The following is a 21,562-nucleotide window of genomic DNA, read 5'->3' on the forward strand; positions in this document are numbered from 1 at the left end:
CGCAAATCAACAATCGGATCGGTTGCTTGCCGGTGGGTGCGTCGGGAATTTCTTCGCGCAGGAGCTCGGGAACTGACGCAAGGCTGTGATATCATGAGTTTTAACTACACAATAGTCGGATAGCGATCGCCCTTGAGTTTTCGAGGCCAAGGGGCGATCGCTTTTCCGTTGGTACATCCTGAGTCTAGTTCATTTTCCCAATTTAGTCAACTGCCAAGCTCAAATAATTTACCGTAGCGGTTAATTAAAGGATAGTGAAGGTTGCGGGATGGTAACATCAGCTTGCAAAGTCCAGGCTATTAATTGAGCATCAACAGTGGTCATCCGTTGGAAATTGGCAGTTGTAATGGCCGAGCGAAATATCAGCAATAAAGAGTTGGCTGCTTTGGTGGGAATGCACCCAACTTCCTTTTCGAGACTCAAAACCCGCCGTCGCCTCACGAGAATTGACGAATCCACTCTCAATGCTCTGTGCAAAGCGCTAAACTGCCAACCGGGCGATTTAATGGTGTATGAGGAAGACCAGCCCGATCGCACTTAAAAAACCGACTGCGGTTAGTAGTAAGGTGGACAGCGACGCACCCTACACATTCGTGAAGCGAAGCTATCCCGTAGGGAATCGCACAATTTCCACTGCAAAAACGCGAGCAAACTCAGCGACAAGGATCGATCGCACTCGATCGACCTCAATTCCGGGGATAAACTGCTCTAAACTGCCAACAGGTCTATCGGGAATCCCGCAAGGTACAATTTGCTTAAAACCATCAAGATTCGGACAAACATTTAAGGCAAAACCGTGCATCGTAATCCAGCGGCTGACTTTAATGCCGATCGCGCCTACCTTGCACCCATCCACCCAAACCCCAGTCATACCGGGAACCCGCGAACCCTTCAACCCGCAAACTTCCAGCACGCCCAGCAGCACTTCCTCCAACTGCCGCAAATACCAGTGCAAATCAGGCTGGTGACGGCGCAAATTTAAAATCGGATAGCCCACCAATTGGCCAGGACAGTGGTAAGTCACCTCGCCGCCCCGCTCAACTCGGTGCAGTTCCGGCCCCGTTTGACTTGGGTCAAATTTCAGAAATTCCAGCTTTGCTCCCATTCCCAAAGTGTAAACCGGCGGATGTTCCAGCAGAATCAGGACATCTGGCAAATCTGGGTTGTCGCGGCGTTCTTGCACGAGTTTTTGCTGGATTTCCCAAGCTTGGGAGTAGGGCACTTGTCCCCAATTGAGGAGCAAGCAGGGTTGTGCATTTAGTGGTTGATGGATTAGAGGAGAAACCATGCAAAAAATCAATAGTATTTTTACGGAATATTGGCCCAGCTTAAATCAAGAATTGTCAACATATAATAAAAGATTTGGAAGATAAGTGTTTTCCAGAATACATAGTGCTATTGTATAAACTATACCCAAGTTACAGAAGGGAGGGAGCTCTATGAAGCTTGTTATCCAGGGTAAAAATATAGAAATCACCGATGCGATTCGCGAGTACGTCAATCAAAAGGTGGAAAAGGCAGTTAGCCATTTTCAAACTTTGACTACGGAAGTGGACATACATCTATCGGTGGCTCGTAACCCCAGGATCAATCCTAAGCAGACTGCTGAGGTGACAATTTATGCTAACGGCAGCGTGATTCGGGCTGAAGAAAGCACGGAAAGCCTGTATGCCAGCATAGATTTGGTTGCCGACAAGATAGCTCGTCAACTGCGGAAATTTAAGGAAAAACGCCACGACAACAAAATCCAGAGTAGTGCCAAAACAGTTACGGTAGTTGAAGAACATCCTGTAGTAGCGGATCTGATTGGCGATCGAACTCCCGAACTTCCTGCTGAGGTTGTACGGACTAAGTATTTTGCTATGCCTCCAATGACTGTGCAACAAGCTTTGGAACAATTGCAGATTATCGATCACGATTTCTATATGTTCCGCAATGCGGAAACAGACGAAATTAACGTACTCTACGAACGCAAGACTCACGGTGGCTATGGAGTTATCCAACCCCGCCACAGCAACGGTAACGGTAATAGCAAAAATGGCAAAACTGCCGAAAGCGCTGCACCTGAAAAATCGAGTGTTGCAAAAAGCTAGATAATTGCTAAGTGCTAATTGTTAATGGCTGCAAGGCGTTAGCAAAAAAGGACTAAAGTCCTTACTACGAACCACGAGTTTTTAGTAAGAACTTTAGTCCTTTCTTGTTTTTTAATATCATGATTCGTAGTCAGGACTTTGCGGATATTTTCTAGAGAAAATGGATGAACAATTATGCTATTGGAGTTAAGACAATTAAAGATTCAGCCTGGTCAGCAATTACTGGTTGAGGATGTTAACTGGCAACAATTTGAAAGTATTTTGGCGGAATTAGGAGAACGTCGTGCTTCCCGACTTTCCTATAGTAACGGACGGTTAGAAATTATGGTTCCTCTGCCCGAACATGAAAAAGCCAAAGAAATTATTGGCGACATGGTGAAAATTTTGTTGGAAACACGACAAATAGCATTTGAGTCATTGGGTTCGACAACGTTGAAAAATGAACGCATGAGTCAGGCTGTAGAACCGGATACCTGTTTTTACATTCAAAATCAAGCAGCCGTTATAGGTAAAAATCGCCTCGATATGAGTGTTGATCCGCCCCCAGATTTAGCTATAGAAATTGATCTTACCTCTCGCACGCAGTTGGATAATTATCAAATTCTAGGAGTGCCGGAACTTTGGCGATACGCACGGCGAGGGCTACAAATCAAGGTCTTGCAAGCCGAACAATATATTGAGTCTGATGTTAGTCCCACTTTCCCTAATATCCCGATTGTCGAACTGGTGAATCAGTACACTCAGCAGAGTCAAGTTGCTGGTAGAACCCACGCTATTCAAGCTTTTAAAAATTGGGTACGGGAAAACCTCTAGTCTGAGAACTTTCTTCCTCACTAAAAACCCTTAGTTCGCAGTCAGGAATTTAGTTGTTTCTGGTTTTTTAGACAATGAGAGATGAGGACTTTCGTCCTCACAACCAACAATATATTTAAGCAAATCCACCTAACTTTTAATAGCTTCCAAAGTTTTGAGTGCTTCGGCAACGTGTGCTTTGAAGTCTAACATCGAGTCGAAAATATGCTTGACAACGCCTTCTTTGTCAATGACATAAGTTACTCTACCGGGCATAATCCACAGTGTAGCTGGAACTCCGTACAATTGCCGCACTTTATTCCCCGTATCGCTCAGCAGTGTAAATGGTAGCTGATATTTGGCTGCAAATTGTTGGTGCGATTGTTGCGAATCTTCGCTAATTCCTATGACTTCTGCGCCTGCGTCTTTGAAGACTTCGTAGCTATCTCGAAAAGCGCAAGCTTGGGTGGTGCATCCGGGTGTGTCGTCTTTGGGGTAAAAGTAGACTATGACGTTTTTTTTACCTTTAAAATCTTTGAGGCTGACTGATGTGCCAGTTTGAGATGGTAAGGTAAAATCGGGTGCGGTGTCTCCTACTTTGACGGTCATGTTTTTTTAACTTAGTAGATGTGTTGGCGTGAAATTTTAACTTTTGTTATTGTACTGTTTTTTTGAGCAATTGTTCGCAGTGGCGATCGCCCGATTCGGCAGCCTCCCATTTTTGCTTTGTCGCACTCCAACAAAAAAACTCTTTTGACAACATCGGGATGCAGGCGATTCGCAGTTAGGCGGATTAATTGGAGAAGCTTTTTTGAACCGCAGATGCACGGGGATTAACGCAGATTTTTATTAACAATGGGATGGGCTGCGCTCAAGCGTTACTACTCAGATGTTGCACCATTCTCAATAAGCCTTTTAGGAACAGGCTTTCCGGCCTGTTCCACAATAAAATTCACTCTTTGTGGAACAGGCCGAAAAGCCTGTTAAGCAAGAATGGTGCAAGATGTGAGTTACTACAAAGTTATTTGTTATCGGCCTTTGGTTAAATTTTTTAATTCCCGCCAGATTGGAGGAATTTGACCGGAGTGTGTGCGGGGCTGGGTGAGGATTCCTTGAGTGGGACTGAACAGCAATGATAGCACGAATAATCCCGATGCAACTAAAACTATTGCTGGCCCGGATGGTAAGTTATAGAAGTAGCTGAGATACATTCCGCTAATGCTGGAAATAACTCCGATTATTGCGCCTAAAATCATTACTTGGTGCAGGCGAGTGACTAGGAGATAGGCGGTACTTGCTGGTGTAATTAATAGGGACAAGACTAGCACTACGCCAACGGCTTTGAGGCTGGCAACTATTGTGAGGGCGATGAGTACCATCAGTCCGAAGTTGAGCAGGTTTACTGGCAAACCTGTTGCTTGCGCTCCTAATGGATCGAATGTGTAAAATAGCAGTTCTTTGTAAAAGAATACTACAACTAATAAGACTACGGCGACGATGACGGCTGTGTCGATCGCATCTTGGGCGGTAACGCCGAGGATGTTGCCGAACAGAAAGTGGTTGAGGTCGATTTTGTTGTCTTTTTGGACGATCGTAATTAGGGTGATGCCGAGGGCGAAGAATGCGGAAAATACGATGCCCATTGCCGCGTCTTCTTTGATTGTCGATCGAGCTTTGATCCAAGCTATGATTACTGTACTCAAAACTCCGGCAATGAAAGCGCCGACAAAGATGTTTGCTCCGAAGATAAATGCGATCGCCAATCCGGGCAAAACCGAGTGGCTGATGGCGTCTCCCAGCAAGGCCAGCCGCTGTACCATTAGGTAGCTGCCGACGATCGCGCAGACGATGCCGACGAGAATGGCAATTACGAGCGATCGCTGCATGAATCCGTACTGCAACGGCTCAATTAAGGTTTGGATCATAATATTATCAAATCACAGTTAACTAATGACTAACCACCAAACTAACCCGGTTTGAGCTGAGATGTTGCACCATTCTCCATAAGCTTTTTAGGAACAGGCTTTTCGGCCTGTGAAGCGAGAAAATTCACTCTTTGTGGAACAGGCCGAAAAGCCTGTTAAGCGAGAATGGTGCGCCTGTGAAGCGAGAAAATTCACTCTTTGTGGAACAGGCATCTTGCCTGTTCTTAAGAATGGTGCAAGATGTGAGTTCGATCCGAGATTGATCGTTGCCCAATTCAAGATTATCAAAAAAACCGGTTTCAAGAGTGTAACTCCTAGATGAATGACCGAGAATTTCTTCATGTGGTACCCGCCACGTGATTTATCTCGCGCAAATCAATCCCAAATCGAAAATCCTCAACCCCCCGCATTTATCTCGCGCAAGTCAATCTAAAATCTAAAATCTAAAATCTAAAATCGATTGACTCCTAGCTAATTAAGCTGCTTGTCCGGCAAAAAACATTACTTGTCCGCCGTAGGCGCGGTAAAGGTTTTCTTTTGTTAGCACTTCTTGGCGGGAACCAGCGGCAATCAATTCTGTATTTAGCAAAATTAAATCATCGAAATTAGTGATTGATTCGCCTAAGTCGTGGTTGACTACTAAGACGATTTTCCCGGTATTTGCTAGCTGGTGGAAGATGTCAAAAATAATATTTTGAGTTTTTTGGTCAACGCCGACAAAAGGCTCGTCAAAGCAGAAAATAGCGGCTTCTTGGGCTAAGGCTCTAGCAAGAAATACTCGCTGTTGCTGTCCGCCGGAAAGTTGTCCGATCGGTCTGTCTTTGTAAGCACTCATGCCTACTCTTTCTAAGGCATCGGCAGCGGTGCGGCGGCTGGCTGCGGAGAAGCGGCGAAACCATCCGGCTTTTCTGACTCTTCCCATCATCACGACATCCCAAACGGTGGCGGGATAGTTCCAGTCAATTTGCGATCGCTGGGGCACGTAAGCTACTGTTTCGAGTCGATCGGCGATCGCTTCTTCGCCCCAGGTAACAGTGCCGCGATCGGCGGGAATTAAGCCCAACATTGCTTTGATTAGGGTGCTTTTGCCGGCACCGTTGGGGCCAATAATACCCGTCAGCCTTCCCGGTTTGACGGCAAGATTGATATCTCTGAGTGCCTCTACCGTGCGGTAGTTTACTGCTAAGTGCTTAACAGCGATAATTTCAGTGTCGGTAGCGCTGTCTTTGAGGTGGCAAACCATTTTAGACCAAGGATTCTCGTTGGGGAAGGCGGCGGTATTCATGGCGGTGAGTCTATCTCCTTTTTATTAAGTTTACTGTAAAAATGAAAAGAATATGAAATCATCGGTAAATAGGAATAATTTGGAACGCACCAGAGGTAGATAATGGGACACGGCAAGCTCGAAACCCCTCAAACCATAGGTTTGGCGGCGAAAATCTCAAGTCGGTTAAAACAGATATCTTCCACCCTTCTCAATAACAGGCAAGATGTCTGTTCCACAAAGAATCAGTTTTCCTGTGGGGTGGGCATCCGGCCGGTCAAGAACGGGCAAGATGTCTGTTCCACAAAGAATCAGTTTTCCTGTGGGGTGGGCATCCGGCCGGTCAAGAACGGGCAAGATGCCTGTTCCACAAAGAATCAGTTTTCCTGTGGGGTGGGCATCCTGCCGGTCAAGAACAGGCAAGATGCCTGTTCCACAAAGAATCAGTTTTCCTGTGGAACAGGCATCTTGCCTGTTCCTAAACGTCCCACAAAGAATCAGTTTTCTTGTGGGCTGGGCATCCTGCCGGTCAAGAACGGGCAAGATGCCCGTTCCACAAAGAATCAGTTTTCCTGTGGAACAGGCATCTTGCCTGTTCCTAAACAAGTAATTGACAATGGTGTCAGATGTGAATTAAAACCGACGGCAATTGTGAAGCAACTTGATAAAGGAGAGTTTAGCCGCGAGTTGGGGATTGAAACCGCCCCTGGATTGGACAAGTCAAAGGCATTTTGGATTAGAACTATTGCTTGCGGCATTTTGACTGTGGGTTTATTTAGTTGCGCTCAAACCCAGGGCGATCGCCTCTCTCCACAGGCAGATGCTAAACCCAAGGTAGTTGCTACCAGCACAATTATTGAGGATTTGACCGATCGAGTAGCGGGCGACGAAATTCAGCTAACAGGAATTTTGCAGCCGGGAACCGATCCTCACGTTTACGAACCGGTGCCAAAAGATTCTCAAGCTTTAGAACAAGCTAACTTAATTTTGTATAACGGTTACAATTTGGAACCGGGATTAATTAGGATGATGAATGCCGCCGGAATTAAGGCGAGGAAATTAGCAGTGGGGGAAGTTGTCAAGCCTTTGCTACTGAATAAAGAAGGTAATACCGTACCCGATCCGCACGTTTGGGGAAATGTGGAAAATGCCGTTCAAATGGTGGAAGCGATTCGGGATGCGCTAATCGAACTGTCGCCGGAAGATCGGGAGAAGTTTACGCAGAATGCTGTGAAACTTACTGAAGAGTTAAAACGCTTGGATAGTTGGATAGAACAACAGATTAAAACTATTCCCGAAAATCAGCGCAAATTAGTCACAAGTCACGATGCTTTTCAATATTACAGCCGCGCCTACGGATTGGGAGAGGCTAACAGTTTGATCGGGATTAGTACCGAGGAACAGCCGAGCGCTCAAACGGTGCAAAAGTTAGTAGAATCGGTGAAAGCTGCGGGAGTTCCTGCTATTTTTGCCGAAACTACAATTAACCCGCAACTGATTAGAACAGTGGCGGAGGAAGCGGGGGTGAAATTGGCGGCGCAGCAACTTTATTCGGATTCGATTGGAACCCCCGGAAGCGAGGGTGATTCTTATGTGAAAATGATGTCGGCTAATACTCGCGCCATCGTCGAAGCTTTGGGGGGGAAATACACGCCGTTTGAAGTTAGCAAGTAGCAAGTAGGGTGCGTCAATCGATTTTAGATTTTAGATTTTAGATTTTAGATTGAAGCCTTGACCCCACGGATAAATTGGGGGGCGTGTTTATCGGATACAGGTTTTCTATTTCTGGACGGATGAATCCGGGGGCTTGTATCCTGATGCTTTCGGTCATCCTTGATTCCCAATCTAAAATCTAAAATCTAAAATCTAAAATAGTCTGACGCACCTACAATTTTCAGTTTACCTGCTTCGACAAAATTAAATTGAGCACGTTCAATTCGTTGGAACTTAAAAGATATTTATCTGTAAAAATCTTTTCTCGACTTTGCTCTAAACTGTAGCTTCTAAACACGATAAATGGGAAATCTCGATACTTGTGTCCGATCGGCATTACACTATCTACAGGGTAGATCGATCGCACATAAGCCGACAAAATATCCCGAAACCGCCTGTCTTCCGGTTCTTCCAGTTGGCTGTCAGCAAAATACTCCTGCATTTCCTCCCCGCTGACAAAAGCAAACAGCGGTATGGCATAATAGCGATCGAACTGCTGACTCTGCTCTTCAAAATACTGAGTTTTCTCGACTTCGCTGTTGAGAAATTGCAAAAGCTCGATCGCACCTCCTCTTATAGCCGATATTACATTCTCCGGGGACGAATCGCTATCCCTAATTAGACACATTTTGTGCAGCAACTTCTTCTCTAGACATTCCTTAATTTCTCGATGCAGCCGCATCTGGTATGTTTCTACCAAATTTTGCTTAGCTAGAGGTACGAGCAACAAACTACCGCAAACATGACCGATTTCTAAATTATCATAGCTCAACAAACCATCAAGAGGATTGCACTTTTCCAAAAACTTACGATTAAAATCGTCCCGCATTTCCAGATAAAAATCGCCCTTTTGACGAGACTTATCAGAATTTTTCAAAACATAATCCCCGCGACTCAAAAGCTGTTCCAGACTCGTATAAACCTCCTTAAACAACATATTTCCTCGCTGGCTCTCGCTCTTTAATGTCTTAATTAGAGCCGCCATTTTGCTGCTAAATGTATCCCCTACTGCGGAAACCGACTTACCGCCGATGGGAATCATCAAAAACTTTTCCCTACCTAAATAACCGTATCCCGAAATTCGCGTCATCACCGCCGTCTTCAGAATTAGCAATAAATTCAACAAACTCAATTTGCTTTCTTGCAGGGAAAGTTCCGCATCATCAGCGTAATAAACTGCGGTATCAGATAGGTAAAAAACCAATTGTTTGTCTTCACCATCAAGGGTTTTACCGTTCTCGTCTTCCCCGCGTCCCCGATAAATCACCTGTATCACTTCCATGAGATTTTTCTCAATCTGAAAGCGGGGAATATCCACTAAAATATGCTTAGTTTTCGGGAAAGAAAGTCCACGACTTCCCGATGCAGTCATAAAGATTACTTTAGCTGTATTTTTGTATTCCTGTATTTTTTCTTTCTCCTCTTCCGAGATATTCGCGTGAATTTCCAGATAACCGGTAAAAGGCTCAAACTTTTCGCGACTAGCTTTAATTTTTTCAATTAATTCTGCCAATCTTTGCTTGTTCTGAATATATACTATAATTTGTTCCACACCGGGGATTGCTAATCGCTGATTGATATCCTCAATTATTTCAGACTGTACCCGCTTGACTAAATTACTATTCTGTTTTAAAGGCGCATCTTCCTGATATTTAACAGTTTCTACAAATACCTTGTAAGTTATCTCTAAACTGCGCGCCGGGTAGGAATTTGCATTAATCACCTTGGCAGCTAGATTATTGAATTTAAAAGGAATGACTTGTAAAGGTTGAATTTCTTCCGAATCTTTCGCTAACTTTTTAAAATAGATTTTGTCCGGTTCCGGTGACGTGTTATCAAGGTGCTGTTTAATCACATCGCAGTCAACAATCGAAGCATCTGCGACAATAATTTTAGTATTAAAGCCGTGTTCCCGCTTGTGCAACTCATGTTTTTTGACAATCTTGGCAATTCCTGCTAAAAACTCAACCCCACCATCATCTCCAGTAATTTCATCTATCATAATGAAAATATGTTTGATGCGACTGGATATTTCTTGCATCTTAGCGGAAATGACCCGTTTTTCCAGTTTGTTGTAAGTATCTTGAAAAATTTTATCTAAATGCTCTAGGGTATTTTGTCGGTTTTCTTTCATCTTCACCGATTGAATAGAAACGGTAGCTACGATATTATTAGATACCTGACCATTTATCAGCGCGTATATACCTTCGCAAATGCTCTTAAGCACTCCATTTCCTTTGGGATTAACGGGTTTGATTACTGTTTCTCCCTTTTTTTTAAGTTCGGATTGATGATATTCCTTCCTCGGATTTTCTGAATCATCTTTGAGGAAGCGAACAGTTTTTTTTGTGAAATCGTCGCGATAGCTATTCGATGCGTACTTGACGGTACAGTGTCCTGAATTGCTTTTGATGATATCGGCGTTAGTGTTGATACAAAATAATCTATCGTTGCACAGCAAACGAGTATTTTTATCTTTAAATTTTTCGATAATATCTAAGTTTACTTGCTTGCGGGGACTGACGTACAGAAATAAGAAACCGTCGTCCATATGGGTTTTGAGGAAATTGGCGATCGCAGTTGTTTTCCCAATTCCCGGATTCCCCGTCAAAAAGATATAAGTTTCCTCAGATTGAAGCGCTTTGACAATCAATTGAGCGTGAGCATTTCTCAGATGTAATCCGCGAGGAATTTGCAAATCATCGGCCAGTTTATCTGATATAATATCTATGGAGTTAGCAAAATTCTCTATCCGCTCTGTATTACATACAGGTTTAGAACTTTTGCCAATTTTTAACAAATCGCTGACAAAGTTTTTGCCATTCTGAAAACTGTAACCTGCGTTAAGTTGGATCGCATCTAAAACTTCGGCGCGAGCATCGTTAATTTCTTTGTTTTTCGCTTCCTGCTGGTAAATTTTGGCACAAGTCGCCAAGAGGTCAATTTTATCACTGCGGAGGGAAATTGCGCTGATTGTGCGATCGCTATAACCGACAACATTCAACAAAACCTCAGCATCATGAGGAATAATACCAGTTGTTTGCAAAAAACCGTAGAAGCTGTGAGCGTAGCTACCCGCCTGAATCAACTTAGCGCTTTCCTTATCCTTATACTTAAAAGCCGTAAAATAGCGTTTTAAATCCTCCGAGAAATCAACACCTAAAGTGCTAGTATCGATTCGCAGATTAGAAAAAACACTTTTCGATCGCAAATAGCTAATTTCTCTGAGCAAAGACTTCCGCATCACCTCTATTTCGTTCAGATTCTCGACTTTTTCCGAAGCCAACGGGGGAGTAAACACAGATAAATCAACGCACAGAATTCTAAAATCCTTACCATTCTGTAACAAAATCAAGGTATCAGCTTGCAAAAACTCGCCTTTTTCCTTGTAGCGACGGATGTAGGAGTTAATCTCATCGCCTGATAAATTGGGTTTCGCAGTTTTTAACTGAGATAATCCTTCTTTAAATGCTGCTTTTTCATCCTTATTATAAGTTCTGATACTGTTAGCATCGCTAAAACTGCACTGACAGTACAAAATCTTCACCAAATTTAAATTCCAGCCAGTAGATTTGATGTACTCCCGGAAAAAATTCAATCCACCCACAAAGCCTTTTTGAACAAAAAACAAGCTCCATTTTTCAACAATTTTAGCATCCAAACTACCGAGCAAATTAGCTTCTCTGGTAATTTCCGCCATCATCTTTGGCAATTTGAGTTTATGCAAATCTAGACGATAGGAATCACCAAAATTATGAGCTATATTTTCCCGCTGAACATATGCCAGAATCCCGATATTGAATCCCACCTCAAACAGCCGTCCAAAATCTTCACCAATCATGATTAATACCTCCCTCACCGACATTCAATACTTCTCTTACCTTATTCAAAAATGCCAGGGAATTAAAATCTGCGCTACCGCCAGCATGACTAAATACAGACAAAGCACCAACCGATTCATCGCCAATAATTCGCTCGTAGGGGTCGAGTTTTAAACTAATATTGTGACGAGCTTCATACCGAGAAAAGTGGAATAGTGTTAGATAATGTAGCAAAGTATTTTTGATTGCACCATCATAAATCAAACCTTCACGAATATCTCGATCGTCTAGGATACCTTGATAGATATTCAACAGAGTTGAGTAAGAAATCACACCGTTATAAAAGTTCTTTTCCTCCCTGACTCTAATGCCGTTAAACAAGTTGAAAAACATCACAGCTTGCTGACTGCTATCTGCAAACAAGCTTTCAAGCTCCATTGCATCCTGAATGTAAAAGGATTTTCCCTTGTCGCCTAGGAAACTGCGGACATAGTATTTATCAAAGAATATCGGATAAATCTTGATATCTCGCCTCTCTCCCTTCAAAGTTCGGAGCAATTTTTTTGACATGAAAGACAATTCCTCATCTTCCTCAGTCTGAGTAATATGCAGTGTACTCATGTAAGGTGCTTGGGAAATATATGCGAAATTCCGATATCCTTGCTGATAAAGCTGACTCATTGCATCTTCAAGGATTAACGGCTCAGAATAAAGACGGCTGACACTGTAATTCTCCGAAAGTGTTTTCAGCATTTCAACTTGAATTGTGCTATCGTCTAGGCGATTGATGCCGACAACTTCTCCGATTAAACTAGCTTGTCTTTGGAAGCGGTTTTGATTACCTTTTTTCGCATCACTATCTCGACTGGAAACGACAATAATTGCTAACTTGTCCAAATCGGGAGCTAGCTGTACATTGCTAAACTTAAATTTTTTCGGTAGAATTGAATACATCGAACTCAAACCGTTCCGAATTGTGTAACCATTGGGCTGTTTTTTAATGCGAAACCCTTGAGAAGTTGAGCGTTGTTTTTCACTCAAAATATGAGACAATGTTTTGGAAACGTTGGCCATAAACTTTTCTGACGGCGAAGGGTTTTTGTCGTCGCCTTCGTGAAGTCTCACCATCGGAATAAATAAGTTGTCTGCAGTATTTTCGAGCAATATCCTCAGACAGATATATGACAGCAGCAGCATGGCAAACTTATAAACAAAAATCGCCGCAGGTTGTAAACCTTTATCACCGCTGTCTAGTCGTCTGTCGTCGTAGGGAAACACAACTAATTTTGTCTGAAAATGCTTGTCGTAGATGGCTCTAGAGCGATCGGCTTTAGGTGCAGAAAGTACGGGCAAAACATCGACATCTTTGATATTGTATTCCATGCTGAATTTTTGGCGTTCATCAGTAGGAAAATAGCGGACATCTTCTATGGTGATATTGACTGGTAGCTGACAAATAGAGCTTTCATCGACACTAGGATCTTTGACGGTAATATAATGGAGCGTTTGCTTGTAATTTCGCTCCATAATTTCATTAAAAAATTTACCATTTCTCAAAATATTGTCAATATCTTCTATCAGACCTATTTTGAGGTTGACGTGTCGCGTTTCTGTGCGGCTTGGCAAAGTTGTCTGGCGTTCCAAAAAGCCTCTCAGCATTTTTCTCAGATGGTTTATTTTAAATTTAACGTTTACTTCGTTAAACCTCTTCACAAAGTTTCGGAAAAGTCTTCTTTTTATTTCATCATTGTCGCGACTCAATACATTTCTGATGACTTGCTCGAAACTACCAATAGGATTAAATTCAAGTTCTAATTCAGGGTGGTAATTTTCTGTTTCGGGAGTGTGGGGAGATGCAAAGACAAAGTGATATAACAGTGCTATTTTTAATACTTTACGTACAAAAATTTCGCTATTGGCATCTGCAGCAAATTCTGCTTGATGTTCTTCGCTGTCGGGATTGAGCAGGTTCAGATAATATTCAAATACATCTTTTCCACCGCGCGCTTGAACTTGATTATCAAATTTAATTTTCAGCCCAAAGATAAACTTGCGTTCGTTACGAGAATTATCTGTACTTTCTCCCAAGTAACCTGCTACAATCGGAATTATTGGCAGTGCATCTAGGACTTCTGCTCTCGCGAAAATTTCTCTGTAGTTAACTTTAATGCCAGCATAATTAACCTCGTAATCGCCATCGGATTTATTTGGATCGTTGATGTAATCTTCTATCAATCTGAGGCGGCGAATCAAGTCTTGTAAATAGATGATTCCTACGGTATCTGTAGTGCTAGTGCGAATGTGTTCTAGCAGATAGTCTAAATAAATAATCTTAGCTTCTTTGTGAATTTTACCCAGAGTTTCTTTGTCTACCAGTCGGATTAATTTGTAAAAATCCGAGTCGGGATTTTTAACCATCTCATCAAGACGAGAGTAGAGTTCTTGTTTATCATCGTTAGTCTCGGCATTTTCATTGATATAATTTTGTAAACCCTGCTTGAGTTCTTGTTCAAAAATATCAGTATTTCGGACAGTAATGGTCAATTTATGCAGTTTTAAAGTCGCATGGCTACCAGCGGTCATGCTTTGGAGAGTTAGCTTTTCTTTTTCTAAAGAAGTGTGGCAAGTGCTAAAATCATATTTAAAACCTAACTCTTGGCCGTTTCCCCGAAAAGAGGGTGAATCTAAAGGACTAATCAAACTAGCGACAAAACTTTCAATAGTATTTTGTGGCAATTTTGCTCCTAAGTGCTGCCGCAAACACTCTTTAATCTGCGTAATTTGACTGCCAAAAAGCTCCTCAACTTCCGGCGGAAAATTAACCGTAGCAGCATCTGCTTGACGTTCAAAGGAACCCAAGGGCGTCCGCACTTCTATTTTTGCAACCTCAGCAGCGATCGCATCAATATCGACGATCAGACGGCGGCGGTCATCTGATATATTAAACGGGTTTTTCGATTGCAAAACTTCTAAAATCTTGTCCAGCAAATCGCCATAGTCTATTGGAACTAAATCGCTGTCACCCAATCTTAAGATGTTCACCCTGTTAACCCCTTCAAAAAGCTTGAATCCACTCTTTCACATCGTACTCAGTCCAAACCCCATTTACCCAATAAGGATCGGCCTCAACCAATTGTCGCACGGCCGCCTCATCTTCAGCTTCGTAAATTGCAAAAACTTTAGTTAAGTCTTTGGTTGGCCCGATCGTACTTAATACGCCCGATTCCTTCTGCTTAGCCAATCCTGCTAAATGAGCGTCTCTAAACGGAGCGCGTTTTTCGAGAACGTCTTCGCAGTAACTTCCCCACATCACATATTTGGTCACGGTTTTGAGCCTTAGATGAATTTGTTTCAAAGTTATTGTACAATAGGAGTAACAGGATTTAACGAAAATTTTAAGGATTAAGATTAATTAACCGCAGAGGGCGCAGAGGGCGCAGAGGAAGAGGGGAAAGAGAGATGATTGTTAGATAGGAGAAGATTGCTATGACTTTATTAGACATTCGTTTGTTGACGGTTCAAGAATATCACCGGATGGCCGAAATTGGGATTCTTGACGAAGATGAACGAGTAGAATTACTAGCAGGACAGATAGTAAAGATGGCAGCAAAAGGAACAGCACACGGTGCAGCGGTGAAACGCACAGAGAAGTTACTGGAAAATCGTTTGGGAAATGGAGTTTTGGTGCGATTGCAAGATCCAGTTCGGTTAAATAATTTCTCGGAACCTGAACCAGATATTGCTGTAGTTGTACCCGATCCGCTTTACTATGAAGACCACCATCCAACTCCCTCAGAAATTTATCTGATTATTGAAGTTGCCGATACTACGCTGAGAACAGATTTGGGGATTAAAGCAACTATTTATGCTCAGTCGGGAATTGCTGATTATTGGGTTTTGGATGTTAATAATCGGCAACTCCACGTTTTTCGAGAACCGAGTCAGGATGGTTATCAAAGTATAGTAGTTCTTGGGGATGATGCGAGCATTTCTCCTTTGCAGTTTCCCGATATTTCCTTTATGGTTCGGGATATGTTGCGGCCGTTAAGTTATTAACTTGTGCAGCAAATCTAGGACGCGCTTGGCCCGAGAAACCCGGTTTCTATGAAAATATTGGGTTTGATGGCGGTAAATATTGGAAGAAACCCGGTTTCTAAGTAGTCGTAGGGTGCGTCGCCCTGAAAAATCCCTAACTAAATATGGAAAATCTCATAGCTACGCACCTTGAACCATGTTTAAAAACCTGATTACCAAATAATTGTTGGGTTTGTTGGCTGAATCCGCGATGGTACAGGTGCGTCGCTATGGTATTGTCGATCTTTCTCAGGGATTTTCCAGAGCGACGCACCCTACGTTTAGCTTCTCAAACTAACGCCGAATTTCTCTACTAAAACATCGCGAACTTTTTGTTGTGCCGGTTCGACATCGGTTTCGCTCAAAGTTCGATCGCCCGCGCGGTAAATTAACCGAAAAGCCAAACTCCGCTGGCCCGCAGGTACGTTGTCGCCCCGATATTCGTCGAACAATTCTACGGAATCCAGCAAACTACCCGCCGCCTTTTTCATCGCACTCTGCATCTCAACCACCGGAACTTCAATCGGTGCGAAAAATGCAATGTCTCTGTCAGAAGGGGGGAAACTCGAATAACCCGCAAACTTGCGAGTTAAGTTGTTCGATCGCCCTAATTCACCCAACAGCACCGCTAAATCTAATTGAAACACGTAAACCTGCTCGGGCAAATCCTTTTCCTGCTGCAATTGCGGGTGCAACTGTCCAAAAACTCCTAAATGTTTCCCGTTTAACGATAACGCAGCCGTGCGGCCAGGATGCAGCCTTGTGGGGCGGGCATCTTGCCCGCCACTAACAGGATAAACATCCTGTTTACCATCATCTTGTCGATATTCCACCGACAAACCCAACTCCTGAAACGCGCTTTCCAAGATACCTTTTGCCTCAAACCAACTCAAAGGTCGATCGCGCCCGGATTGCTGCCATTTCCACACAGTCGGATCGCCGCCGATAATCCCCGCAACTGCATCGGCTTCCTTCATTGCATCCCCATCTTTCCAGAAAATGCGGCCGACTTCAAAACCGTTTAGCGCCCCATTTCCCTGTTCCAAATTGTACCCGAAAGCATCAATCAAACCCGACAGCATTTCTGTCCGCAAAGCCGAATACTCCACAAACAGCGGATTCGCCAGCACAACCTGATTGTCTCCCTCAGTTTTCACCAAAGAATAGTGCATCAACTCCGTCAAACCGGCCGCCCGAAAAGCCGATCGCACATTCCGAATTGCCGCATATTCTGGTGACAGATAACCGGGTTCCGTTTTGCTGGGCAAAGTATCGCAGAAATTGTCATAACCGTGGAGTCTGGCAACTTCTTCAATTAAGTCAATTTCTCTTTCTAAATCGCGGTAGCGGTAAGGAGGAACAGTTATCCCAAACACCCGTTCTTTTTCTGTTGGAATAACTTCGCATCCCAAGGCTGTCAGAATATTTTTCACCTCTTCCGGTTCCAGATATTTAGAACCGCCCGTTTCTCCTCTTTTTAACTGCCCCAAAACCAGATTTACTCGGTCTAAACGCAATTCGAGCGATCGCGAAAAACTCAAATCATCGCCCGAACTCGCCGTTTTCTGCACCGTCGCAGTGCCTCCAGCCAACTCCAAAATTAGGGCAACAGCGCGGTTGCAGGCCGTCGTCAAGGCTGCCTGATTCACCCCCCGTTCGTAGCGGATCGATGCCTCGCTCCGCAGGCCTTGAGCGCGCGCAGAACGGCGAATCGTTGCCTGGTCAAAAATCGCGGCTTCCAAAACTAAATTTTGCGTTCCTTCGTGAACTTCCGTATCTTCGCCGCCCATTACCCCAGCTAAGGCAACAGGTTTGTCGCTAGCAGTAATTAACAGATTTTGTGCTTGCAAATTGCGGTTTTGTCCGTCCAAGGTTTTGAAGGATTCCCCTGTTTTGGCAAAGCGGACGCCGATGCTGATATCTTGAGTACCTGTGAAAGATTGCAGGCGATCGCGATCGAAAGCGTGCAGCGGTTGTCCCCATTCCAATAAAATGTAATTAGTCACGTCAACCACATTATTAATTGGCCGCACCCCCGCCGCCTGCAACCGCTGCTGCAACCAAGCTGGAGAAGCAGCAATTTTCACACCTTCAATTGCCGTGCCGATGTAAATCGGGCAGCCTTGCGGTTCGGATATTTCTACTGCCAAAGCAGGATTTTCTTTGCCCTCAATCACAACACCATTCGCTTCGGGAATTCTCAAACTCGCCCCAGTCAGCGCCGCCACTTCCCGCGCTACACCCACCATGCTCAAAGCGTCAGCACGGTTGGCAGTTGCTGTCAAGTCTAAAATCACGTCATCTAAACCCAAAAGCTGGCGAATATCGCTGCCCAATTCTGGATTTTCTAACTCGAAAATGTGAATCCCGGCTGATTCTTTAGATAGTCCCAATTCTGCCAGGGAACAAATCATTCCTTCGGAAGGAACGCCCCGCAATTTAGCAGGTTTAATCTTTAAATCAATAGTCGATAAATAAGTGCCGACAACAGCGACAGGCACGTAAATGTCGGCCCTAGCGTTGGGTGCACCGCAAACAATATTCAAAGCTTGTGAAGAGCCGACATCCACTTGACAAACTCTCAATTTATCTGCATTCGGATGCTGTTCGCAGGCGATGATTTTGCCCAAAACTACACCGCTTGCCCACGGGCGGCGGTCTTCGATTTCTTCGACTTCAAACCCGGCCATTGTCAGGGTTTCGGCTAATTCTTCCGGGGATATCGACACATCCACCAATTCCCGCAGCCAGTTTAGAGAAATACGCATAATTTAGTCAGTAGTTAGTTGTCAGTGCTCGGTAGTTATTAGTCATTAGTCTGCGCCGGCAGGCTTCGACTGTGCAGTCACAGAATTGATTCGGCAAAGCCTTTACTACCATAATAATTTAAATTTGTCAATAGTTTTGCGGTATACATAAGCAAAAACGAGCGATCGGCCCAAAGGTAGATGTCTACTGGGGGATGAGTAGCATTCTCATTCCGATAATGAGGTATGCTAGATACATCTAACAACGCAAAAAGCACTTAAGTTTAGAAAGACTTTACACAAAAAAGCACAACTTTAGCAAGTCTTTAAACTATCTTCAAGGATAATCAACCGAAAAAACTCACTGCAGCGAGATAATCAAAATAGGGAAAAGATATCTGCATAAAAGACTTAGGTGCAATTCCAATTCGCAATCGAAGGCACGGCTTGCCGAAACCTGATAGATTAGTATGTCTACCAGAAGCAGGAACAGGCTATTTGTGCAGTCGAGCGGCGCTGACAAGATCAGAACAACATAGGCAAACTCAATCAATATGAGCTACTGCGTAAATCCGGGCTGTCCCCATCCTCAAAACCCTGCTGACTCTATTCTTCAGTGTCAGACTTGCGGCGCGCGGTTATTGCTGCGCGCTCGCTACCGAGTCATTGAACCGTTAGGACAAGGAGGTTTTGGAGCTACATTTCTGGCAAAAGACATCTCATTGCCCGGTCAACCGAGTTGTGTAGTCAAGCAACTGCGACCCAGTAGTTCGTCGCCGCGAGTTTTAGAAATGGCGCGGGAATTATTTAAGCGAGAGGCGAAAACCCTGGGCCAACTGGGCGACCACCCGCAAGTACCGAGGCTGCTAGACTATTTTGAAACCGATCAGCAATTTTACTTAGTTCAAGAGTATGTTAAAGGCTCGACTTTGAAACAAGAAGTCAAGCACTCAGGCCGTTTCAACGAATCGGATGTTAAAAATTTTCTATTAGAAATTCTGCCAGTAGTGCAATATATCCACAGCCAAGGAGTAATTCACCGAGACATCAAACCCGCAAATATTATTCGCCGAGTTCAAGACAGCCACTTAGTTCTGATTGACTTCGGAGCGGTAAAAGACCAAGTTAGCCAAACAATATTATTAGACCCCGCCGACCAAAGCGCTAACACGAAATTTTCTGTCGGCACATTTAGTTTTGCCCCCCCGGAACAAATGGCGCTGCGGCCGATATTTGCCAGCGACATCTACGCGGTGGGGATGACTTGCTTGTACTTGCTGACAGGAAAGTCGCCCAAGGATTTAGATTTTGATGGAGTAACCGGCGAAATTGTTTGGCAGCCCCACGTTCAGGTAAGCCCCTATTTTGCGCGGATTCTCGAAAAAATGCTGAAGCCGATGGTTGGCCACCGCTTCCAATCGGCAGCAGATGTCCTCAGAGCTCTCTCTGGCGAATTTGAAGACCCAAGTCTTGTCGATGGCTTGGCAACTCAATTCAACGGCTCTTCTCGTACTGTTGAAGAACCGACAATATTTAATGACGAGGGTTCTTCGTGGTCACCGCCGAGGAGCAAAATTAATCAAGATTTACGATCGACGAACCACACCCGCGCTGGTAGAACTTCCTTGGGCCAATCTGGGAATACGGGGATGCAGCCCAGAGTTTCCCGGACTCTGGCTGAGTCAGGCAGAACTTTTGGAACGGTTGCACCTTCTAGCGACAATTTAGCAGCCTCAAAGCTATCGAAAGTTGCTCCTAAGTGGGACACCAACAGCTTGCGAGCGGCATATTTTAAAGGCAAGCGCGATTTTGCTGACTGCGAACTGTCGGGTTTGCAACTGCAAAAAGCGCAGTTGGCGGGGGGGAATTTTTATCAGGCTAGGTTGGTGAAGGCAAATTTGCAAGCAGCGGATTTGTCGGGGGCGAATTTGGGTCACGCGAGGTTAATTCAGGCGAATTTGCGAGATGCGAACTTGACTGAGGCTTATTGCAGCACTGCCAATTTTGAAGGGGCGGATTTCCGAGGTGCTGACTTGACGGGGGCTTATTTGACTAAGGCGAATTTGCGGGGAGCAAATTTGTGCGGGGCGAATCTTACCAACGCTACAGTTTCTGAGGAACAACTGGCAATGGCAAAGACCAATTGGCTTACTGTTAAGCCGGATGGCAAGCGGAGTTTTGGATTTTAATAAGTCAGTTGTCAGTTGTCATCAGTCATCAGTCAGCAGTCAACAGTCAACCGTCAGCAGTCAACTCCCCCAGTCAGGTGAGTCGTCAGGAGGAAGCCCGATCGCCCATCGGCCGCCTAAATTAACTACTAGGAATGGAGGATTCGATCGCACCCAAACATGAAACTGCTCAACCGCCGCACTCGAACGCTTCTGTACACCGGCATCCTGGCGCTGGCCTACTTTGTTACCGGAAAATTCGCAGCGTCGATGCTGGGACTGGTGAAAGCCGAAGCCTCCCCCGTGTGGCCGCCCGCCGGTATTGCTCTAGCGGCGCTGCTACTGCAAGGGCGGCGGATGTGGCCGGGAATTGTCCTCGGTTCAGTGCTGTTAAACTCTACCGCCGGTGTACCGTCGGCTGTCATTGCCACATCGGCCTTGAGCGTCACCCTGCAAGCGCTGGCTGGAGAGGCTTTGCTGACTTGGAGCGGATTTTCTACCAAACTCGATCGACTGCGAGATGTTCTGGCTTTGGTAGCGGGCGCTGTCATCGGGTCTACTTTTGTGGGTTCTATCCTCGGCAACTTGGGTACGTGCATTTTTGGTTGGACTCAGTGGAGCAATTTTTCTCGCAACTGTTGGACTACGTGGCTCGGAGACGGCATGGGAATTTTGATTGTGACGCCCGTGCTGCTAACTTTGAACCACGCGGTTAACAGTTTTCAATTCCCACTCAAACTGAGATGTTTCATTATTCTCAATTACTTGTTTAGGAACAGGCAAGATGCCTGTTCCACAAGAGATGAATTTGATTGTGGAACAGGCATCTTGCCTGTTCTTGACGCGGTTAACAGTTTTAAGTTTTCACTAAAACTGAGATGTTGCATCATTCTCAATTACTTGTTTAGGAACAGGCAAGATGCCTGTTCCACAAGAGATGAATTTGATTGTGGAACAGGCATCTT

The 21,562-nt window shown here is 44.4% G+C and carries 15 protein-coding genes; 7 read left to right on the top strand and 8 right to left on the bottom strand.

Going from position 1 to position 21,562, the window contains the following annotated elements:
* The first annotated feature begins 316 nt into the window (after positions 1–316).
* Positions 317–541: a helix-turn-helix domain-containing protein gene (locus QUA50_RS08465; protein WP_333053918.1), complete on the top strand. Its 225-nt coding sequence runs from the start codon at positions 317–319 to the stop codon at positions 539–541.
* A gap of 63 nt (positions 542–604) precedes the next feature.
* Here QUA50_RS08465 and lipB read toward each other — a convergent pair whose 3' ends face one another.
* On the bottom strand, positions 605–1,288 hold the full coding sequence (lipB, locus tag QUA50_RS08470) for a lipoyl(octanoyl) transferase LipB (RefSeq protein ID WP_333265757.1): 684 nt from the start codon (positions 1,286–1,288) through the stop codon (positions 605–607).
* Between the two features lie 151 nt (positions 1,289–1,439).
* Between lipB and hpf the strand changes: the two genes are divergently transcribed.
* Entirely contained in the window at positions 1,440–2,093 is a 654-nt protein-coding gene (gene hpf, locus QUA50_RS08475) for a ribosome hibernation-promoting factor, HPF/YfiA family (protein WP_333265755.1), read from the top strand.
* Positions 2,094–2,267: 174 nt separating this feature from the next.
* Positions 2,268–2,906: a Uma2 family endonuclease gene (locus QUA50_RS08480; protein ID WP_333265753.1), complete on the top strand. Its 639-nt coding sequence runs from the start codon at positions 2,268–2,270 to the stop codon at positions 2,904–2,906.
* A gap of 129 nt (positions 2,907–3,035) precedes the next feature.
* Here the strand turns inward: QUA50_RS08480 and QUA50_RS08485 are convergent, their stop codons facing one another.
* The 3 genes from QUA50_RS08485 to QUA50_RS08495 form a co-directional block, all read right to left on the bottom strand.
* Positions 3,036–3,494, bottom strand: coding sequence for a peroxiredoxin (locus QUA50_RS08485; protein ID WP_333265751.1), 459 nt, complete (start codon positions 3,492–3,494; stop codon positions 3,036–3,038).
* A gap of 419 nt (positions 3,495–3,913) precedes the next feature.
* Positions 3,914–4,810 carry a metal ABC transporter permease gene (locus tag QUA50_RS08490; protein WP_333265749.1) on the bottom strand — a complete coding sequence of 299 codons (897 nt, stop codon included), beginning with the start codon at positions 4,808–4,810 and terminating at the stop codon, positions 3,914–3,916.
* Positions 4,811–5,285: 475 nt separating this feature from the next.
* Positions 5,286–6,095, bottom strand: coding sequence for a metal ABC transporter ATP-binding protein (locus tag QUA50_RS08495; RefSeq protein ID WP_333265747.1), 810 nt, complete (start codon positions 6,093–6,095; stop codon positions 5,286–5,288).
* 102 nt (positions 6,096–6,197) lie between these two features.
* Between QUA50_RS08495 and QUA50_RS29245 the strand changes: the two genes are divergently transcribed.
* Entirely contained in the window at positions 6,198–7,748 is a 1,551-nt protein-coding gene (locus tag QUA50_RS29245) for a metal ABC transporter substrate-binding protein (protein ID WP_445243178.1), read from the top strand.
* A 220-nt stretch (positions 7,749–7,968) separates the two neighbouring features.
* Here QUA50_RS29245 and QUA50_RS08505 read toward each other — a convergent pair whose 3' ends face one another.
* Genes QUA50_RS08505 through QUA50_RS08515 form a run of 3 tightly spaced genes read right to left on the bottom strand, consistent with a single transcriptional unit; the run spans position 7,969 to position 14,933 of the window.
* Positions 7,969–11,628, bottom strand: a complete 3,660-nt coding sequence (locus tag QUA50_RS08505) for a helicase-related protein (protein ID WP_333265745.1) — start codon at positions 11,626–11,628, stop codon at positions 7,969–7,971.
* A complete protein-coding gene (locus tag QUA50_RS08510) occupies positions 11,618–14,650 on the bottom strand; it encodes a hypothetical protein (protein ID WP_333265743.1) in 3,033 nt (1,010 codons plus the stop codon). The genes QUA50_RS08505 and QUA50_RS08510 overlap by 11 nt, the downstream gene beginning before the upstream one ends.
* Positions 14,651–14,663: 13 nt before the next feature.
* On the bottom strand, positions 14,664–14,933 hold the full coding sequence (locus QUA50_RS08515; protein WP_190741349.1) for a YciI family protein: 270 nt from the start codon (positions 14,931–14,933) through the stop codon (positions 14,664–14,666).
* 161 nt (positions 14,934–15,094) lie between these two features.
* Here QUA50_RS08515 and QUA50_RS08520 point away from each other — a divergent pair, with 161 nt between their 5' ends.
* Positions 15,095–15,664 (top strand): Uma2 family endonuclease, encoded by a 570-nt coding sequence (locus QUA50_RS08520; RefSeq protein ID WP_333265740.1) that lies wholly within the window; start codon positions 15,095–15,097, stop codon positions 15,662–15,664.
* A gap of 299 nt (positions 15,665–15,963) precedes the next feature.
* On the opposite strand, the gene pheT is transcribed toward QUA50_RS08520, so the two are convergent.
* The gene (pheT, locus tag QUA50_RS08525) at positions 15,964–18,450 is read right to left on the bottom strand and encodes a phenylalanine--tRNA ligase subunit beta (RefSeq protein ID WP_333265738.1); all 2,487 of its coding nucleotides are present in this window, start codon (positions 18,448–18,450) and stop codon (positions 15,964–15,966) included.
* A 533-nt stretch (positions 18,451–18,983) separates the two neighbouring features.
* On the opposite strand from pheT, the gene QUA50_RS08530 reads away from it, so the two are divergent.
* Both QUA50_RS08530 and QUA50_RS08535 read left to right on the top strand, forming a co-directional pair.
* Positions 18,984–20,618, top strand: a complete 1,635-nt coding sequence (locus QUA50_RS08530; RefSeq protein WP_333265736.1) for a serine/threonine-protein kinase — start codon at positions 18,984–18,986, stop codon at positions 20,616–20,618.
* Between the two features lie 159 nt (positions 20,619–20,777).
* Positions 20,778–21,562: MASE1 domain-containing protein (locus tag QUA50_RS08535; RefSeq protein ID WP_333265734.1), on the top strand; the 785-nt coding region annotated here is incomplete at its 3' end.

This window comes from Microcoleus sp. M2_D5 (assembly GCF_036701935.1).
Lineage (GTDB): Bacteria > Cyanobacteriota > Cyanobacteriia > Cyanobacteriales > Microcoleaceae > Microcoleus.

Excerpts from the sequence above, each read along its gene's own strand:
- lipB (WP_333265757.1), bottom strand. The coding sequence starts at position 1,288 with ATGGTTTCTCCTCTAATCCATCAACCACTAAATGCACAACCCTGCTTG.
- hpf (WP_333265755.1), top strand. The coding sequence starts at position 1,440 with ATGAAGCTTGTTATCCAGGGTAAAAATATAGAAATCACCGATGCGATT.
- QUA50_RS08480 (WP_333265753.1), top strand. The coding sequence starts at position 2,268 with ATGCTATTGGAGTTAAGACAATTAAAGATTCAGCCTGGTCAGCAATTA.
- QUA50_RS08485 (WP_333265751.1), bottom strand. The coding sequence starts at position 3,494 with ATGACCGTCAAAGTAGGAGACACCGCACCCGATTTTACCTTACCATCT.
- QUA50_RS08490 (WP_333265749.1), bottom strand. The coding sequence starts at position 4,810 with ATGATCCAAACCTTAATTGAGCCGTTGCAGTACGGATTCATGCAGCGA.
- QUA50_RS08495 (WP_333265747.1), bottom strand. The coding sequence starts at position 6,095 with ATGAATACCGCCGCCTTCCCCAACGAGAATCCTTGGTCTAAAATGGTT.
- QUA50_RS29245 (WP_445243178.1), top strand. The coding sequence starts at position 6,198 with ATGGGACACGGCAAGCTCGAAACCCCTCAAACCATAGGTTTGGCGGCG.
- QUA50_RS08505 (WP_333265745.1), bottom strand. The coding sequence starts at position 11,628 with ATGATTGGTGAAGATTTTGGACGGCTGTTTGAGGTGGGATTCAATATC.
- QUA50_RS08520 (WP_333265740.1), top strand. The coding sequence starts at position 15,095 with ATGACTTTATTAGACATTCGTTTGTTGACGGTTCAAGAATATCACCGG.
- pheT (WP_333265738.1), bottom strand. The coding sequence starts at position 18,450 with ATGCGTATTTCTCTAAACTGGCTGCGGGAATTGGTGGATGTGTCGATA.
- QUA50_RS08530 (WP_333265736.1), top strand. The coding sequence starts at position 18,984 with ATGAGCTACTGCGTAAATCCGGGCTGTCCCCATCCTCAAAACCCTGCT.